General features: G+C 48.9%; 10 protein-coding genes. 1 reads left to right on the top strand and 9 read right to left on the bottom strand.

Annotation, left to right across the window (positions count from 1 at the left end; all coding sequences use genetic code 11):
* Positions 1-45 precede the first annotated feature (45 nt).
* The 8 genes from BMW71_RS05475 to rnhA form a co-directional block, all read right to left on the bottom strand.
* Positions 46-4857 carry a RecQ family ATP-dependent DNA helicase gene (locus tag BMW71_RS05475; protein ID WP_092170659.1) on the bottom strand — a complete coding sequence of 1604 codons (4812 nt, stop codon included), beginning with the start codon at positions 4855-4857 and terminating at the stop codon, positions 46-48.
* A 286-nt stretch (positions 4858-5143) separates the two neighbouring features.
* Positions 5144-6196 (bottom strand): hypothetical protein, encoded by a 1053-nt coding sequence (locus BMW71_RS05470; protein WP_218145560.1) that lies wholly within the window; start codon positions 6194-6196, stop codon positions 5144-5146.
* 61 nt (positions 6197-6257) lie between these two features.
* Positions 6258-6794 (bottom strand): macro domain-containing protein, encoded by a 537-nt coding sequence (locus BMW71_RS05465; protein WP_092170653.1) that lies wholly within the window; start codon positions 6792-6794, stop codon positions 6258-6260.
* A 503-nt stretch (positions 6795-7297) separates the two neighbouring features.
* The gene (locus BMW71_RS05460; RefSeq protein ID WP_218145559.1) at positions 7298-8764 is read right to left on the bottom strand and encodes a glycoside hydrolase family 130 protein; all 1467 of its coding nucleotides are present in this window, start codon (positions 8762-8764) and stop codon (positions 7298-7300) included.
* Between the two features lie 82 nt (positions 8765-8846).
* Complete coding sequence (locus BMW71_RS05455; protein ID WP_092170647.1) at positions 8847-9857, bottom strand: glycosyltransferase family 4 protein; 1011 nt, start codon at positions 9855-9857, stop codon at positions 8847-8849.
* A gap of 60 nt (positions 9858-9917) precedes the next feature.
* Complete coding sequence (locus BMW71_RS05450) at positions 9918-12200, bottom strand: glycosyltransferase family 4 protein (protein ID WP_092170645.1); 2283 nt, start codon at positions 12198-12200, stop codon at positions 9918-9920.
* A gap of 254 nt (positions 12201-12454) precedes the next feature.
* On the bottom strand, positions 12455-13171 hold the full coding sequence (locus BMW71_RS05445; protein ID WP_092170642.1) for a tRNA1(Val) (adenine(37)-N6)-methyltransferase: 717 nt from the start codon (positions 13169-13171) through the stop codon (positions 12455-12457).
* 2 nt (positions 13172-13173) lie between these two features.
* Positions 13174-13641: a ribonuclease HI gene (rnhA, locus tag BMW71_RS05440; RefSeq protein ID WP_092170639.1), complete on the bottom strand. Its 468-nt coding sequence runs from the start codon at positions 13639-13641 to the stop codon at positions 13174-13176.
* 288 nt (positions 13642-13929) lie between these two features.
* Between rnhA and BMW71_RS05435 the strand changes: the two genes are divergently transcribed.
* Positions 13930-14979, top strand: a complete 1050-nt coding sequence (locus tag BMW71_RS05435; protein ID WP_244891130.1) for an amidohydrolase family protein — start codon at positions 13930-13932, stop codon at positions 14977-14979.
* Between the two features lie 50 nt (positions 14980-15029).
* Here BMW71_RS05435 and BMW71_RS05430 read toward each other — a convergent pair whose 3' ends face one another.
* Positions 15030-16283, bottom strand: a complete 1254-nt coding sequence (locus BMW71_RS05430; protein WP_092170634.1) for a PepSY-associated TM helix domain-containing protein — start codon at positions 16281-16283, stop codon at positions 15030-15032.
* Between the last annotated feature and the right edge of the window lie 68 nt (positions 16284-16351).

Raw genomic sequence — 16351 nt, 5'->3', positions numbered from 1 at the left:
CCAGCGTTGTAAACGAAAGTACTGCCTGAACCGTCGGTTAATGTTTTATGCCGTGGGCAGTAACTCAAAGCGCAGCTCGGGTAAAATAATCAGCGTCTCGTCTTTCATGCCTTCCTTTTGCCAGTAAACCTGATGGTTGACCCTTGCGGCTTTCAGTTGGTATCCTTTCTTTGCCAGGTGCTCCAATTGTTTGAGAAACTGTTTCGAAAAGGTCAGCACGGTTTTTCCATCTTCTGTCACACAACGCTGCCCATCCACCTTGAGTGAGGCACCGCTTTGTAGGTTTTCCAGCAAGCCTTGTCGGCGCATAAAAAAGTCCAACCAAACGTCTTTGAAGGACAATTGCATGGCCAACTCTGTGGGAGCTGTGTAGACCCGGTGGTCTGTTTTTCGTTCCACGCCTTCCGCGGCAATGGTGTCCAAAAATGGCCGGTTGAGGTGAATGCTGAGGAAATTTTTGGCACGTGTCAGCGCTACGTATAGCAGCCGCTTCTCGGGGTCCGTTTTGGGCGTAAAATTGGGCAGCAGGACATACACATTGTCAAATTCCTTTCCCTTCGCTTTGTGAATGGTGGAAACCAGCACCGTATCGCCGTAATCCGCATAAAAGTCTTCCAACTTGGATTCCCGGACAAAGACCAATAGGTCCGACAGGTATTTTTTTACAGGGTGACTTCGTTCAAAATCTGTCAACAATTGGCTGATAGGAATAAACTTGGAACTTGATCGGAATTTTACCTCCCATTTCCGTCGGGCCTCGGCCCAAGTTTGGTCATCGATTAGAACGACGGCTTCACCTCCATACAGCAGGCTCAAAAAAGACCGGATCTCGTACAATTGGAGCAGGTTGAATCCCTCGTTGCTTTGGATCAGCCGGCAGGGGAACCCGTTTTTGGTGAGTAAGCCGGCGACCTGAAGGGATTCTTCATTGGTCCGGGTCAACACACAGGTACTGCCCGATAGTCCAGCCTGTATGATGCGTTGCACCAGTGGTATCACCAGTTGGTCGCTGTGGTACCGAACCAGCTCGATTTTTCCAGCCTCGGTCTGCGTGGCGAGGATGGGGGTTTGTTTAAGACGGGTTTTAATAGTACCTGCGAATCCGTTCGCAAATGCGACCAGGTTGGGTCTGCTTCGGTAGTTTTCGACCAGTTCGTATTGAACTGCCTTTTTATCGCTGATAAATTGCTCCAGGTATTTTCCACTTGCGCCTCTGAATTCGAAGATGTTCTGGTCATCGTCTCCCACGGCTATTACGCGCATTTCCTCGTTTTCTTCCATAAGGGCCTGAATCAACGCAAATTCATCCCCGTCCATATCCTGTGCCTCGTCGATTACCAATACGGCTTTGCTAATCCAGCTTGGCTCCACCTCTCCGTTTCTGATTTTTTGGACGGTCATGGGAAGTATCTGCTCGGATTTTTCCAGGTTGCCCACTTTTCCCAGCAGGTCGAAGCAATACGAATGAAAGGTTTTGATGGCGATGTAACCGGCAGCATTGCCCAGCAGGCCAAAGAGGCGTTTTTTGAACTCGGTGGCGGCCGCTCTGGAGAATGTCAACATCAGTAGCTGCTCGTACTTAATGTCCTCCATCAGTACCAGGGAGGCTAATTTGTGCACCAGAACTCGCGTTTTTCCGCTTCCAGGTCCGGCCGTAACTGCCAGGTACTGGTTTTTATGATCGTTGATGATGCGCAATTGGGTTGGGGAAAGTTCGCCAAAAAGCTGCCTGAATTTTGCCGGGGTGATGTTTCGTTTGATTTCATTTTGCCGGCTTCCTTTGAAATATTTTTGCAGGAAGGCGGCATAATTTAGGTGAAAATAATCTTCCACAAACTGTAGCGCATCTTTGTAATCGCTGATCATCCGATTGGCATACTCGCCGACAATGTGGATTTGCTGGACTTTGTTTTCGTAGAAGTGTTGAAGTTTCTGGTAATCTTCCACTTTGTATCGCCGTTTATTGTCCTGCTCCAGCCGCTCGATGTTGAGACGGTTATACACCACCAAAAAACCACCTTCGATCTTTATGGCTTCGATACGCGACAAAAAAAAGAGGGCATCCTCCACTTCCTGACTGCTCGCTTCCCGACGGAATAGGCCGGGGGCTGTTTCGAATTGCGTTTTTAACTCTTGCACAGAAAAATCCACGAGGATTTCCTGTGCCTGAATTGACGCGGTATCCCTGACCTGGCTGGTTTTGTCAAACAGGTAGCCGATGACAAACCTGCTTAATTCATGCCGCAGTTCCAATTTGCTTTTCAACGCCTCCCTGTGCAGCATACAAACCACCGCCAGGTGATTTTTTGAGGTATAGTGTTGCTTTTTCTTGATCCAATTTTTGATTGCCCAGAAATTAAAGATGGTTTTGATCTTTTGCGGAGAGGCATCGGTACAGCCCGAGTTTTCGGCTTCTTCATTCAATGCTTTGAGGTGAACGGTTCGTTCGGTTTCCCCGATTGCTGTCAGTAGGAAATTTTCCAGTTTCCCGTAGGATTCCAGGATTTCGAGCGACCGGGTTTTGTTTGCTCCTTTTCTGAGATAGGCTTTGAGGTCTTTGGCATCGGCCAGAATGTTTTCCTCCCGTAATAAGTTGATGATGTTGATGACTTCCTCCCGAACCATGCCCAGGTGGTCGGAGATGTAGTCGATTCTGGATTCGCCGACTTCATCCGATGCCTCGCTTCTGGTTTTGCTGGAAAATAGCTTTTTTATGATGCGCACACCGCCCTCTTTTTCCTTTTCGAGAAATTTGTTGGAGGCATGGATTTTTTCGATGGCCTCGTTAGCATTTTTGGAAAGGATACTGTTTGCAAAAATCCGGGGCATGTTCTGCCCTCGTTTGAGGTAACCGGCTTCTTCCAATGCTGCGATGGCCGTGGTGACCCGGGTTTCCAATTCGATGATGTTGTCATCCCAGCCCGCTTTTCGCGCGATTTCCAGCGCCGATTGGGAGGCGACGGATCGAAATCGGGTGATGTCTTTGATTGCTTTCCAAATCTGCTGTATTTCTTTGATGCTGAGTTTTGTTTGATTCAGTAGGATAAAATGCTTGCTCAAGTCGTCTTCATCAAACAGCACGTAGCAATCCGCCGTGATTTGTTCGTCTCTGCCCGCTCGCCCCGCTTCCTGAACATAGTTTTCCAGGGAATCGGATATGTCAAAATGAACGACCATTCCAACATCCTTTTTATCGACGCCCATTCCAAAGGCGGAGGTCGCCACCATGATGGAGACATCACCCCGGATAAAGGCATCCTGGTTTTCCGTTTTTTCGTTTTTGGGCATCTTACCGTGGTACGGGCGGGCAGGAAAGCCGTCCCGATCGAGCCTATCGGCCAGTAAATTGGCTTTGCGTGTCCGGGATACATAGACGATCGTAGGACACTGTTTTTCTTCGAGGAGGTCCCGTAGCGTTTGGTATTTTTCCTCTTCGCTGCGCTTGGGATAGACCTTGTAATGCAGGTTGGTGCGCGAGGAAAGGGATTGGAACAAAATTAGCTCCAGGGATAACTTTTCCCGAAAATAGGCGCGAATGTCCCGAATCACCTGTTGCCTGGCCGTGGCGGTGAAACACGAAACCGGAATGGCGTCTTCCAGTTGTTTTTTATTTTGAAGGTTATTGATGAAATCGCCGATGTACAAATAGTCGACCCGAAAATCCTGGCCCCAGGAAGAAAAGCAATGGGCTTCGTCAATAACAAACCGGGCGATGGTTCGTCCCAGTAGGAGGCGTTCAATGCTTTTGGAGCGCAAGGATTCGGGCGAAATGTAGAGTAGTGATACGGAACCATCCTCCACCCGCTCAAAGGAATTGGCCCGTTCGATTGGGTCCAACAAGCCGTTGATGGTGGCGACTTCTGTTATGCCGGATTTCTCCAGATTATCCACCTGATCTTTCATCAGCGATTGCAGGGGAGAAATCACCACCGTAAGTCCTTTGGTGCTTTCTCCCGACATGAGTGCAGGTACCTGAAAGGTAATGGATTTTCCGCCTCCGGTAGGAAAAACCGCTAAAATCGACTTGTTGTCGATAGCCGCCTGAACGGCTTTTTCCTGCAAAGCTTCCCCACCAAAGGTCCGGTAGGAATCGTAGCCAAAATAGTGCTTGAGTGCCCGATGACTATCCAGCGACTGCTCGCAATACGAACAGCCCTCCAAGCATGGCTTGCCTCTGAGCAAAAAAAGTAGCCGTTGAACCTCTGGATAATTTTTGTTCACCCAGGGAGGTGTAATGGAGAATTTGTCCGCAGCACCGATCAAAGCCAGGCAATAGGCCAGTTCGACTGGCTGCTCGGAGATGAGCTGCGATAGCTGACTGTTTTCACAGATTTTGGAAGCGTATACCTGCCGAATTAAATTTTCGGTGCTGTTTGGTTTGCTTTCGTACGAGATATACCGAAAAAAGGCCGAAAAATAGCGTTGCTTTCCCAACAGTAAAAAATAAAGCGCCTGCATTTCGGGATCTAGTTTCTGGAAGGCGGCCACTTCGTCGAAAAAAAGATCCTTCGCCTTGCGGGCATCGTTTAAGGGGTTGTTCAGCTCATCTGTCTGCAGTTTATCGTCTTTGAGCAAGGCATGGTAGGGCCGGGATGGAAATAGCAGCGGAGAAAAATAGAGGGTATCGATCACCCGATCGTCGCTTAGCCAGGAGAGGTGTCCCGCTTTTTTGAAAAAGGCGATGTCGTGGTTAAAAATATTGTGGCCACAGATAAACCGTGAATTTTCGATAAAGTACAAAAAGCCGCTAATCGAGCGGTCCCGGTAGAACGTTCCTTTGTCAGAAACTGCGGCCATGTCAAAAATGGTATGGCTCACAGGGTCGATCTCGGCATCTATAAAAGTGATGGTTTCCATGCGCGATTGGTCAGAAAAAACGGACTATGGGGTGGAGAGAATGTCCTATTCACCCAACTAGCTAACCGATTTTTTCCAAGTTTAAAAAAATCGTTTAAAAAATATGCGTTTTACATGGAATTTCGTCCCAGGTACTGACAAACTTACGTACAAAAAGGGGGATAACCGCTCCCTTTTTTTAAATCGGGGTTTTGTCCTCAAGCCTATCTTGACCATCTATTTCATGGCAGCTATTGGCAGGTCCAGCGCTTTTTCCGGAGGTATTCGGGACATCACGAAAACCCTATTACGGTCGCATTCCCCGGTAAAAATCCCGCATCACCTGTATCTTTTCCGGATTTTCCAGGAGGGACTGTTCGGAAAATAGCATGATGCCGGATGCGGGGGCGCTGGACCCTTGTTGCAGGGCTTTTCCAAACTCCTCTGGGCTTACCTCGCCAGGTTTGTCGTGTGCTTGCACAATGGGCCAGACCAGCGGGCCGGCGGAGGTGATGGTCTGCCCCAGCCATTTTAGGTAGTCTCCCGACCAGCTTACGGGTCGGGCCAGCATCCGGTGGAAAAGCATGGGGGCGAGTACATCCACCCGATCGGCCAACGCCGGTACGTGTATGCCCAGGGTTTTGTACAAGGCCCCGCCGTGGTCTTCCGGGAACCAGGCGCAATAAAAGGCCCCTAAAAGTGCCTTGTGCTGCTCCTCTCGTAGGATTTTCCCTAAATCGTCTACCCATTGATTCAATACCTCATTTCTCCATTCCCTCCAGACATCCTCCTGGTTTTCGAGGACCCATTGTGCCCTGCCTGCGGTGCCTTCGGATGGAATGTGTAGCGCTTTTGCTGCTTCAAAGAGGCCGGTACACCGATCGCAAAAGCAGGTTTCCGGAAGTATCGGTCGGTCCGTTTCAAATTGAGCATGCCAATGTAGGTAGTCTAAGAACACACCATCAACCGAATAGTCACGTAGCGTCTCTTTGAGTTGTTCGACGCGGAAGGATTTGAAATCGGGATCGGTCGGGCATATCCCCATAAACCAATCTGCCGGAGCTGCCCGTTCACCCGCTGCATTGATAGGCCAGGCCTCCGGATGGGTTTCGATGTAGCCTTTGCCATTCAGGGTGGGGAACTCTACGAACACCTTGCAGCCTTGAGCCTTGGCTGTAGCATGGAATTCTGGATTCAGGGAGGCTCTTCTGACGAAAACGGCATTGACCCCCAGTTCGTCCAGTTGATAGCCGGCGGTAAGCATTCTTTCCGGATTGCCATAAATCCCTTTGACAAACGCACGCTCGCCGATGGTTTGAGAAATAACGGCAAAGGGAAACAGCAGTAGGAAAAGCGTCAAAAAGACAACATTTTTTATCGGGGATATCTTCATTGGGTTGGGTGTGTACTGGTTTCTGTGGCTACTCAATTATTTGCGCAAGCTTTCCCTCAAAAATCGTGAGGTCCGCCTGATCAAAGAGCACCATTCGTATTGTTCGGATGGTTTGTAAGGAAGGAATGCTGGATTTGATGGTACGCAACGCTATTTCGGCTGCTTTTTCTTTCGGGAATCCGAAGATGCCGGTGGAGATGGCCGGGAAGGCGATTGACTTTACCTGTTGTTTATCTGCCAGTAACAGGGCATTGCGGTAGCAGTTTGCGAGCAAGGTATCGGAAGGCTCATCCCGCCCATAAACCGGTCCCAGACAGTGGATCACATAAGAATTGGGAAGTCGAAAAGCAGGCGAAATGACGGCTTTTCCCGGACGGATGGGTGCCAGGGGGCGACAGGCTTCAGCCAGGTCGGGTCCGGCAGCTCGATGGATGGCACCGGCCACACCTCCCCCTGATTCCAATTGAGCGTTGGCGGCGTTGACGATGATGTCAGCATCGGCTTGTTGCGTGATGTCTCCCACCACGAGTTCAATCTGGGCCAGCGGTGGTTTTATTTCGTTCATTCCTGAATGTAATCTTTTTGTGAAGGATTACCAAAACCAGTCACTGAAAGGGTTTACGGGTTTTCCAGACAAGTATTCTGGTTCGATCGGATTGCTTTTTGCCTTCGAATCCGTTCAAAACACATCGGTAGCTGTCAATTGGCAAGCGCTATTTTTGCAATAAGTGGCCAATGATCGGCGATAAAGACTCCTTCCCGGATACGATGGCTAATCTCGTAGGAATTCACGATAAATTTATCGTTGACAAAGATGTAGTCTACCGTAGGTTGAGGCCTGAGTTACCAGTCTTCCTCAAACGCACTTTCTTCTGTATTCCCGCCCGGGAAGTAAACGATCTCAGGAGCAAGGCGCAGCCTGTTGGTGCGGTGGTAAGGACAGGCATCATGGGTATCAACATACGCAATTCGTATAAAATGAATGAGGGACAACGCAGTGAAGAATCGTTTAGCAACTGGACTTATTCGCTCCACCACACGGGACTCTTGCGGAATTTTTCCTTTTTTTTACATCTGGGTTGGTTTTCCGTCCTCACCGCATGGCGTCATGCAGGCCAGCAGCTCGGGTACGGGCACGGTAGCAATTCCGGATGTGATATCGGACATGGCATAGGGTATCACCAGTACGTTGTTGTGGATCAAGGCTCCGCAGGAATACACCACGTTGGGTACGTAGCCTTCCCGCTCTTCTTCGTTGGGTGTAAGCAGGGGTTCTTCCAGGCGGGCGATTATTTTCGTCGGATCGTTCAGGTCAAGCAACATGGCCCCGATGAAGTATTGCCGCATGGCGCCGACCCCGTGGGTAAGTACCAGCCAGCCTTCGTTAATCTCGATCGGGGAGCCACAGTTTCCAATCTGAAAAAACTCCCAAGGCAATTCGGGCTCTTGAAGAAGGATGGCCTCATCCCAAAAATGCAAGTGATCCGAAAACATGATGTAATTATTTTCTCCGTCCACACGGGACAACATGGCGTATTTCCCGTGTATTTTCCGAGGAAACAACGCCATGCCTTTGTTTTGGACGGCTTTGCCGTTCAGCGTAATGATGTCAAAATTGATAAAATCCTTCGTTTCCAGTAATTGGGGCAAAATGCATACACCGTTGTAAGCGGTATAGGTAGCGTAATAGGTAAAGGAATCAGTATCCGTATAAAATTTTACAAACCGGGCGTCTTCGATTCCGCGGCTTTCGTTTGCAGACAAGGGAAAAATGACGTGCTCGGATATGTCGTGTTTCTCCTCAAATTTGATGAAGTAGTTTGAATCGGCCAGCCAGGCGATATTTTTCACGGCTTCGGTATCGAAAGCGCGTTCGGTATTTAGTTGTACCGCGTTAATCCTGTTTTTTAGTTCATTAAAGCTAAATAAATTGTCCAACCCTTCGAAAATTCGGACGCTGGTTTCGTTCCAGGCATGCATGTTTTCAAGCTTAAGTTGAAATAAATGACGGTCATACGACTGATCGTGCCTGATTCGGGGCGTATCCACAAATTCGCTTACCGGGTTAATCAAGAAGGTGCAGTCGGCTTTAATGGTACCGCTGCGAAAGACGATGGAGGAGATGTGGCCCTCTCCGGTGGCTCTCAAACTCATAATAAACCGAATACTTCCTTCCGGTAACCCCTCCTGATTCGGATGTGGCACGATGGATGGATTGAAAAGGGCGGCGGACTCAATGGAATATTCCATGGTAAAAAAAGCACCAATCAGTAATTGCCGTGTATGGCTTAGGCTGAAGTCTTCATCCAGGTAGTGGGCTACCTTACCGAAATTTCGGGTATAAATCGCTTCGATGTTTTTATGCCGACCGATAAAATGCTGATTGATGTGAAAAAGAAGTTCCTCGGCTTTCGCTTCGGTCATCTTTTGTACGCGGTCGATTATTTTGGGTATTCGGTGGATCTCCGGAATGTGTGCCCGGGTAATCACCCGGGAGGTATTTCTGACGATTTTGATTCGTGTGCGTTTTACCATTGGTTTATTAAAAGAGCGGTCGTACATGTCCGGGTTTTTCTCGTTTTGTAGGCAATTTTGCCTGAATAGGTGGTTTCTGCGGCTAGGTGGTTACTAGCTGTTCGTACACTTGAAGGTACTGATCCGTCATTTTTTCCTTGCTGAATGAAGCGTTTGCCCAATCCCGGCAATTCTTTCTTTCGATGGAGGGAAGGGCGTTGACAGCGGCCACGGCTTCTTCGATCGTATCGACCAGAAATCCTGTTTTTCCGTCCAGGATAAGTTCCGGCATGGAACCCAGGTTAAACGCAATGACGGGAGTACCGCAAAACATGGCTTCTGCCACACTCAAGCCAAAGGGTTCTCGAAAGGAGATCGGATGTAACAGTGCACAGGCATCCCCCATCAAGCGATCCCTATCCACCGGTCCCGAATTGCCAACAAAAACGATATCTTCGTCATTGAGGAACGGAAGTACCCGTTCGTCGAAATAGGCCTGGTCCTGGATTAGGCCGGAAATGATTAATTTTTTCCCGGATTTTTTTGCAATTTTTATGGCCTCGTAGGTGCCCTTATCGGGGTGTATTCTTCCAAAAAACAACAGGTAATCTTCTGGCTCGGGTTGAAAGGTGAATTCACTGGCATTGATTCCGTTATACACGGTCTGCAGGTAGTCCAGGTCCGGATGGCGGTCGGAGTTGCTTATTGACACGTAATACGTGGAGGCGTTGTATTTTTTATAGACAGGTATGATCCGCTGGGAGGAAAAGCCGTGAATCGTGGTCAGCATGGGTGGCCTGATCAAGCGGGAATAGCTCAGTGGAAGGAAATCGAAATGGTTATGAATCAGGTCAAAATCATCTGCTTGTTCCATTAAATGGCTGATATGGAGGCATTCCCAGACTTTCGGGTCACTATCGGGGTTTTCGGCGTAGCCGGTTTGGCTGACATAGGCCAATTTTCCCTGCGTAATGGAATTTCCGGTGGCGAATAGCGTGACGTCGATGTTTTTTTCAAGCAGTCCTTCGGTTAGGTTGGAAGCCACCTGTTCCCAGGGACCATAGGTCAGCGGTGGGGTTCTCCAGGCAATGGGTGAAAGAACGGCGATTTTCATAGGAATTAACGCAAAAGATGAATTAGGCAGAATACGCGGTAGCTGGCGGGATTTTTCTGCCTATCGACCCTGCCCGGTGGTTTTTACCAATTGCTTTTCTTCAAATTCTTCAAAGGCCTGCAACACGATCAAATAGGAAATCAGGTATGCCAGGGAGCTTTCGGCCCCCTGGTTTCGGTTGATTCCATTGCTTTCGAAGCCATCGCAACAACCTTTGGTTTCGAAGTCGAATAGACTCATTCGTAAATCGTTCTCGCCGAGAAACCACATAAAACAGGAAAAGAGCTTTGATAGGTATTCCTTGTCTTTGGTAAGGTGAAAGGCCTGCTGATACATCAGAATCATGGCCAGTGCATCGATGGGTTGTTGGGCAAACTGAGACCGCTCGCCCTCTTTTTGATACCAATTTTCGTTACCGATAATGGATAGGTAACCGTCATGGAGGGTTGTTTTTGTTAGAAAATCCATGCTTTCCAGGGCCACTTCCCGGATTCGTTCCTCCGGAAGTATTTCGGCTGCATGCAGTAGCGCAAGGGGTAAAATTCCATTGTCATAGGCCAGCAATGGCTCAAACCATTTCCAATCTTCCGTTCTGTTTGCCCCGTAGTGATTGACCAGTTTGTGTGCCAGGTTTCTTAGGGTTTCTACCATGGACTCGTCGGAAGGGTTGGATGTAAGGTAGTAACTAATTCCCAACATGGTATTGGCGATGCCCCGGATGGACTGAATTTTTTCGAAGTTTGGCAAAGCGTCGAAAAACACGAGCTTTCCAGTCTGGTAGTACGCATCATTGGGGGCGTTGCCCAGGAGGTATCCCAGTGCCCAGATGGTGCGCCCAAAGGAATCCTCGGATCCCACCTCGTCCAAAAATTGCCTGCTGAAACTAAGAAAATTACGGAAGGTGCCGTCTTCATTCTGCATAAAATGGATGTAGCTCAGGTAGATGGGGGCGAGGCTTAGGGCTATTTTATTTTTTGTCTGCCGATAGTCCATCAATACCATTAGTAGCGCACGGGCATTGTCATCCAGGCAATAGCCTTCTTTGAGATTGGGAATGCCAAATTTTGCGTGCTGAATAATGCCCGTATCGTCGGTCAGGCGTCGGATATGGTCCAAGGAAAAAGGCGGAAGCATCAGGGGGTCAATCAGGGTCTCCGGCCGGGACACAACCTCCGGTTTATCCCGGCAGACAGCCCTTGCAAGCGCTACATACTTGTCGCCGGATTTGGACCAGGTGATGGTTTTTCCGTAGTCGCGTGCTTTTTTGCGGATCTTTTTCAGCGCTTCCGGGTCATCCAATAGTTCCAGCAGGATGGTGGAAAGAGCCACAGAGTCATTAAAACCAAACAATCGGCCCCGTCCCTCGGCCAGAAGCTCAGTTGCGTGCCAGTAAGGGGTGGAAATAACGGCAGACCCGACGCCAACTGCATAGGAAAGGGTACCACTGGTAATCTGCGCCTCGTTTAGGTAGGGCGTGATGTAAATATCGGAAGCAGCCAGGTATCTAAATAGTTCGTTTTGATCGATAAACTCATTTAAGAAGATTACATGTTCTTGCAGGTGTAGGGTTTTTACGAGCAGGTGTAGGAAATTGCGGTATTCTTCGCCCGAGTGGTGCAACACGTTCGGATGGGTTTTTCCCAAAACCATATAAACCACATCGGGGTGTTTTTCAATCACCTTTGGCAAGGCCTTGATGACGGTTTCGATCCCTTTGTTCCTGCTGATGATGCCAAACGTGAGTAAAAATTTCTTTTTTTCGAGTTTGAAGGCCTTTTTCGACTGTTCCTGATCGTACTGAATATCGGGAACACCGTGTTCAATCAATTCGATTTTACCTGGATCTACATCGTAGATGGAATGGAGAAATTCAATGGCCTTGTGACTCATTACAACAATTTTGTACGCCATTTTGCAGATTTGCTCCAATACTGCCTTTTCGTTGTAGGAGGGTTTTTCCAGAATCGTGTGAAGTGTAACGATAAGTGGAATTTCCAACCGATGCAGCAGCGGCAAAATATACATGCCATTCTGCCCACCAAAAATACCGAACTCGTGCTCCAAAATGCACAGCTCTGCCCCGCTTAAATTGATGTATTTCACGGCTTTCAGGTAGTCGCGTTGCTGTTCCTGGCGAATGACTACTTTCACTTCCTCTGGATAGGCATATTCCAGGTCATGATCATTCATGGCTACCACGAAGCCTTCCACCGGATTTTCTGCCGGGAGGGTATCAGCTTTTTCCTTGTCCGGATCGGCGACCATGGCCTGGTAAAGGTCTTGGGTGAAAATACCAATGCCGCATTCGCGAGGGGGATAGGTGCCGATGTATACAAGTTTCATGGTTTCACCACAGCAATAATTAGGCCTCGATGGGATTTGGTAACATATAAATCGGAATCGGGGAATACGCACAAAATACCGGACGGCTCTCTCGCGGCAATAAAGAAGTAGTTGTGGCAGTCCGGTATTTCTGCTAAGCGCACCCCTTTTGCAGGCTATCTGGAATATACCGCTGAAACGTAGTGCCCGCAATGGTGTCAGTTTGCCAAATCGGGATTTTTGTAACGTTGGTAAAGGACTAGGAATCCGGGGTACTAGCGATCGAGCAAAAAATCGTGTAACAGTTTACGGTAAGCCTGACTGTATTGTCCGGCTGCATCTTTTAAGCAGATTCCGAGCGAATGGCTGTTGGGTTGTACAGACTTTCTAAAGCAACAGATTTCCCGGTGGGGTGGGCGTTCCGGTCGATCGTAAATCTGATACCGGACACTCCGGTGGAGGTCGGAATGGAGCGCTAACTCGGCAAAACGTTTCATTTCCGTGCCAGGCAAAATCAGCCAAAAGGAGCCTTCCTTACCTAAGACTCGATTGACGCCTTTCACCAAATCTGTCAACGACAATTGATCATCGTGAAGGGCCCAATTTCTTCCGGGGTCTTTCGACTTGAGGTGATTCGCAAAATAGGGGGGATTGCTTGCGATCAAGTCGTATTTTTGGTTGGAGTTTTTCGCATACGCTTGAAAGGGAAGATGAAATAGTTTCATTCTTTCTTTCCATGGACTCTGCTGAATGTTTTCGGAAGCCTGGGTAAAAGCTGCTTGCTCAATTTCCACCCCATGCACTTCTGCGTCTGGAAATCGTTGGGCAAGCATAAGTCCAATAACACCCGTTCCCGCTCCGATGTCCAAGATTTGTTTTGGGCCCGGGTGTTGAGCCAAGGCTCCTAGCAAGATCGCATCGGTGCTCAATTTCATCGCACAGCGGTCCTGACGAATCAAAAATTGTTTGAATTGAAAATAACTATTCGCCATCCCTATAACAGGCCGTTCTCCTGCGCGGCTTCGTAACCTGCGTCGATTTTCAGACCAGGACCCGAGGCAGCAGCGACTGCCAATTGGTCGCAGCGTTCGTTTTCTATGTTGCCATCGTGGCCCTTTACCCAATGAAACCGAGGTTTATACTGAAGATGAAGCGGAATGTATTTTTTCCAAAGGTCGGGATTTTTTTTATCCTTAAAGCCCTTTTTTTGCCAGCCCCAGATCCAACCTTTTTGGATGGCGTCTACCACGTATTTGCTATCGGAATAGATGGTAATGGGGAGGCCCGCTACCTTAAGCGCCTCCAAGCCCCGGATAACCGCTAGCAGCTCCATGCGGTTGTTGGTAGTCAGGCGAAAGCCCTCAGCGAGCTCCTTTCGCAGGTCTTTGTATAGCAACACCACGCCGTATCCCCCGGGGCCCGGATTGCCTCGGGAGGAGCCGTCCGTATAGATTTTTATCATAACTGTTCGTCATATCAACGATCAAAAGTACATTAAATTCTGATAGTGCTAAAATCTCGCCACCCTTCCTGTGATAAATCGACTGCTACCTGGAATGGGGTATCCCGGTGGAAGGCATTTGTAAGAAGCTGGGGCGATGTGCTGGAAGATTGACATTTCTGTTGTAAATTCAACGCTGATTCAAAACCAATTGCCATGTCCGAACGTGCTTCCTCTCTTCTCAAAACGCTGTTAGCTGGCCTGCTCTCGCTCGTTGTTTTCTGTCCGCCTACCGCAAATGCCCAGGAAATGGGTTTCGAGGAATACGAGCCTGTATCCACGCTGGTAGTTCCCGAAAACCCGGTAAAATCGGCAAAATTCCCCTTTGTCGACATTCACAGCCATCAATGGAACGTGACACAGGAACTGATCCATCGCCTGGTATCCGAAATGGATGAACTGAATATGGCCACCATGGTGAATCTTAGCGGTAAGGGATTTGCCAGGAGCCGGAGTGAAATCGATGCCCAGGCCTACTTGAATTCGATGATCCGCCGGTTTAACGGCGTCGCTCCGGGTCGTTTTATTGTCTTTACCAATTTGGGGTTCGAGGGTTTTGGAGGCGAAGATTGGGTGAAAAATGCAGTAGAGGAGCTGGAAACGGACGTAAGAAATGGTGCCAATGGCTTGAAGATTTACAAAAGCCTCGGACTTTCTATCAATGATATCCAAGGCAACCGGGTACCGATTGACCATCCTGACCTGGACCCGGTATGGGCCAAGTGCGGCGAACTGGGCATTCCGGTGCTTATCCATGCGGCAGACCCGGCCCCCTTTTGGCAGCCCATGGATGCCCGCAACGAGCGCTGGCTGGAGTTAAAAATTAACCCCAACCGAAAACGAGGCCCGGACAACCCGGCGCCTTTCGAGCAAATCATTGCCGAGCAACACCATGTGTTTCGCAAGCACCCCAAGACCACCTTTATCAATGCCCATATGGGCTGGATGGCTAACGATCTGGCAAAAGCCGGACGTCACCTGGAGGAATATCCCAATGTAAACTTTGGTATTGGAGCAGTTATAGCCGAATTCGGTAGGCAGCCCCGCATGGCACGGGAATTTTTTATCCAGTACCAGGACCGGATTCTTTTTGGAAAGGATGCCTACAACAAAGAAGAATTTTACACCTATTTCCGGGTGTTGGAAACAGCCGATGAGTATTTCCCCTACTACAAGAAATACCATGCCTTCTGGCGCATGTACGGCCTGGACTTGCCGGACGAAGTATTGAAAAAAGTTTACTATAAAAATGCCTTGCGGATTATCCCCAACATGGATGCGAGCCTTTTTCCGGATTGATTCCCTACGAGATATCTACCGCCGGATTGCTTTTTCCTCGTACAGATCCATTAGTAGGAAGTGACGGTTTCCCGGCCTTTTGCTGGTTTCCTTGTCTGTTTTTTCTTTTTCATCTTATTGATCCAGATAAGGGTGCCGGTGACAGGCAGGCTGGTTGCTATCAGGCAGGAAATAAAATACAGCAACTTGCTAAAGGACCCGTACACGTCCCCCACATGCAGGGCTTTGATGGACCGGGAAATACGTTGGTTGAAGGGTTGATCGCGAAACAACGCCACTTGCTTTACTGCTTTTGTGCCGGCATCCACTACCACCTGGTCCGAAGCGGCGGGCGCAAAAAAGCCTGCCCTCTTTTTGCTAATGCGTACGTCTGTTGCCCCTTTCTGAGGCAGATCAATGCTGTAGCTTCCTTTGTAGCCCAACGCCAGGTCGGCCACTTCCACGTATTCTTCCATAGGAAACAAGGCCATTGCTCCACTTTCTTTCGGTGCGGCATTGGTCGTTGCAGCACTTTTTTCCGGTTTGGCTTCCCTGCGCTCCTGATAGGTGCCGAGGGTTTTTTGCAAGCCTTCCCGGTACCAGGGGAAGGACCAGAAAGGCCCGGTGACCCCCATGAGGAAAAGAACGAGTGCGGAATAAAAAGCCAGGGTATTGTGTAAGTCGTGGTTGATCCGTTTCCAATTGCTGTCGAATTTGATTTTCAACCCTTTCCGCCAATAGCGGGCTTTTCTGGGCACCCAGATGATCAGACCGGTCAGGACTCCTATGGTAAACAAAATAGTGGCACTTCCCGTGATGTAACTTCCCAGCTTGCGGTTTTCCAACCCACCGATCAATGGCTCTTCTATTTTGTCCAGGAGCAGCCAGCGATGCAGGCTAAAGAGCTTCCCCATTACCTCCGCTGCAGGGTTGGGTTCTTTGCTATTGCCCAGGTAGGCAGCGGTATACGGATTGAAAAAATAGGTCGTCCCAAAACGGCTAAGGTCCCCCTCGGCCCTGGCGGTCACCTGCAAGCTGCGGTTGGCCTCGTAGGGAATTTTTAGTCCGGTAATATCTCCTTCGATATATTTCTGTCCATTCTCAAGAATGGTTTCCACCGCTAACCTGGTTTGCCCGGGAGGCACCTCTACCCGGTAAAGATGGGAGGCAGCCCACTCCCTAATTTCGGTATTGTAGACATACAAGGTTCCGGTTAGACATACGATCAGCAACACAATGCCGCTAATCAGTCCAGCCCAGAGATGAATGTCGTTAACAAATTTTCGGATTGTAATCCAGGACAGGTTGGTGCCAGGTGTATTCATGGGAAAAACATTTGCTAGTATTTTTAGCGGAATCAAGTCAGTACGGATGTCCCCGCCTTGTTTGAAAC

Source organism: Cyclobacterium xiamenense, from assembly GCF_900109255.1.
GTDB lineage: Bacteria > Bacteroidota > Bacteroidia > Cytophagales > Cyclobacteriaceae > Cyclobacterium > Cyclobacterium xiamenense.
This window is presented reverse-complemented; position numbering and strand designations above follow the sequence as displayed.

Coding starts and splice junctions, on each gene's coding strand:
- BMW71_RS05455 (WP_092170647.1), bottom strand. CDS start 9,857: ATGAAAATCGCCGTTCTTTCACCCATTGCCTGGAGAACCCCACCGCTG.
- BMW71_RS05445 (WP_092170642.1), bottom strand. CDS start 13,171: ATGGCGAATAGTTATTTTCAATTCAAACAATTTTTGATTCGTCAGGAC.
- BMW71_RS05450 (WP_092170645.1), bottom strand. CDS start 12,200: ATGAAACTTGTATACATCGGCACCTATCCCCCTCGCGAATGCGGCATT.
- BMW71_RS05475 (WP_092170659.1), bottom strand. CDS start 4,857: ATGGAAACCATCACTTTTATAGATGCCGAGATCGACCCTGTGAGCCAT.
- BMW71_RS05465 (WP_092170653.1), bottom strand. CDS start 6,794: ATGAACGAAATAAAACCACCGCTGGCCCAGATTGAACTCGTGGTGGGA.
- BMW71_RS05435 (WP_244891130.1), top strand. CDS start 13,930: ATGGGTTTCGAGGAATACGAGCCTGTATCCACGCTGGTAGTTCCCGAA.
- BMW71_RS05460 (WP_218145559.1), bottom strand. CDS start 8,764: ATGGTAAAACGCACACGAATCAAAATCGTCAGAAATACCTCCCGGGTG.
- BMW71_RS05430 (WP_092170634.1), bottom strand. CDS start 16,283: ATGAATACACCTGGCACCAACCTGTCCTGGATTACAATCCGAAAATTT.
- rnhA (WP_092170639.1), bottom strand. CDS start 13,641: ATGATAAAAATCTATACGGACGGCTCCTCCCGAGGCAATCCGGGCCCC.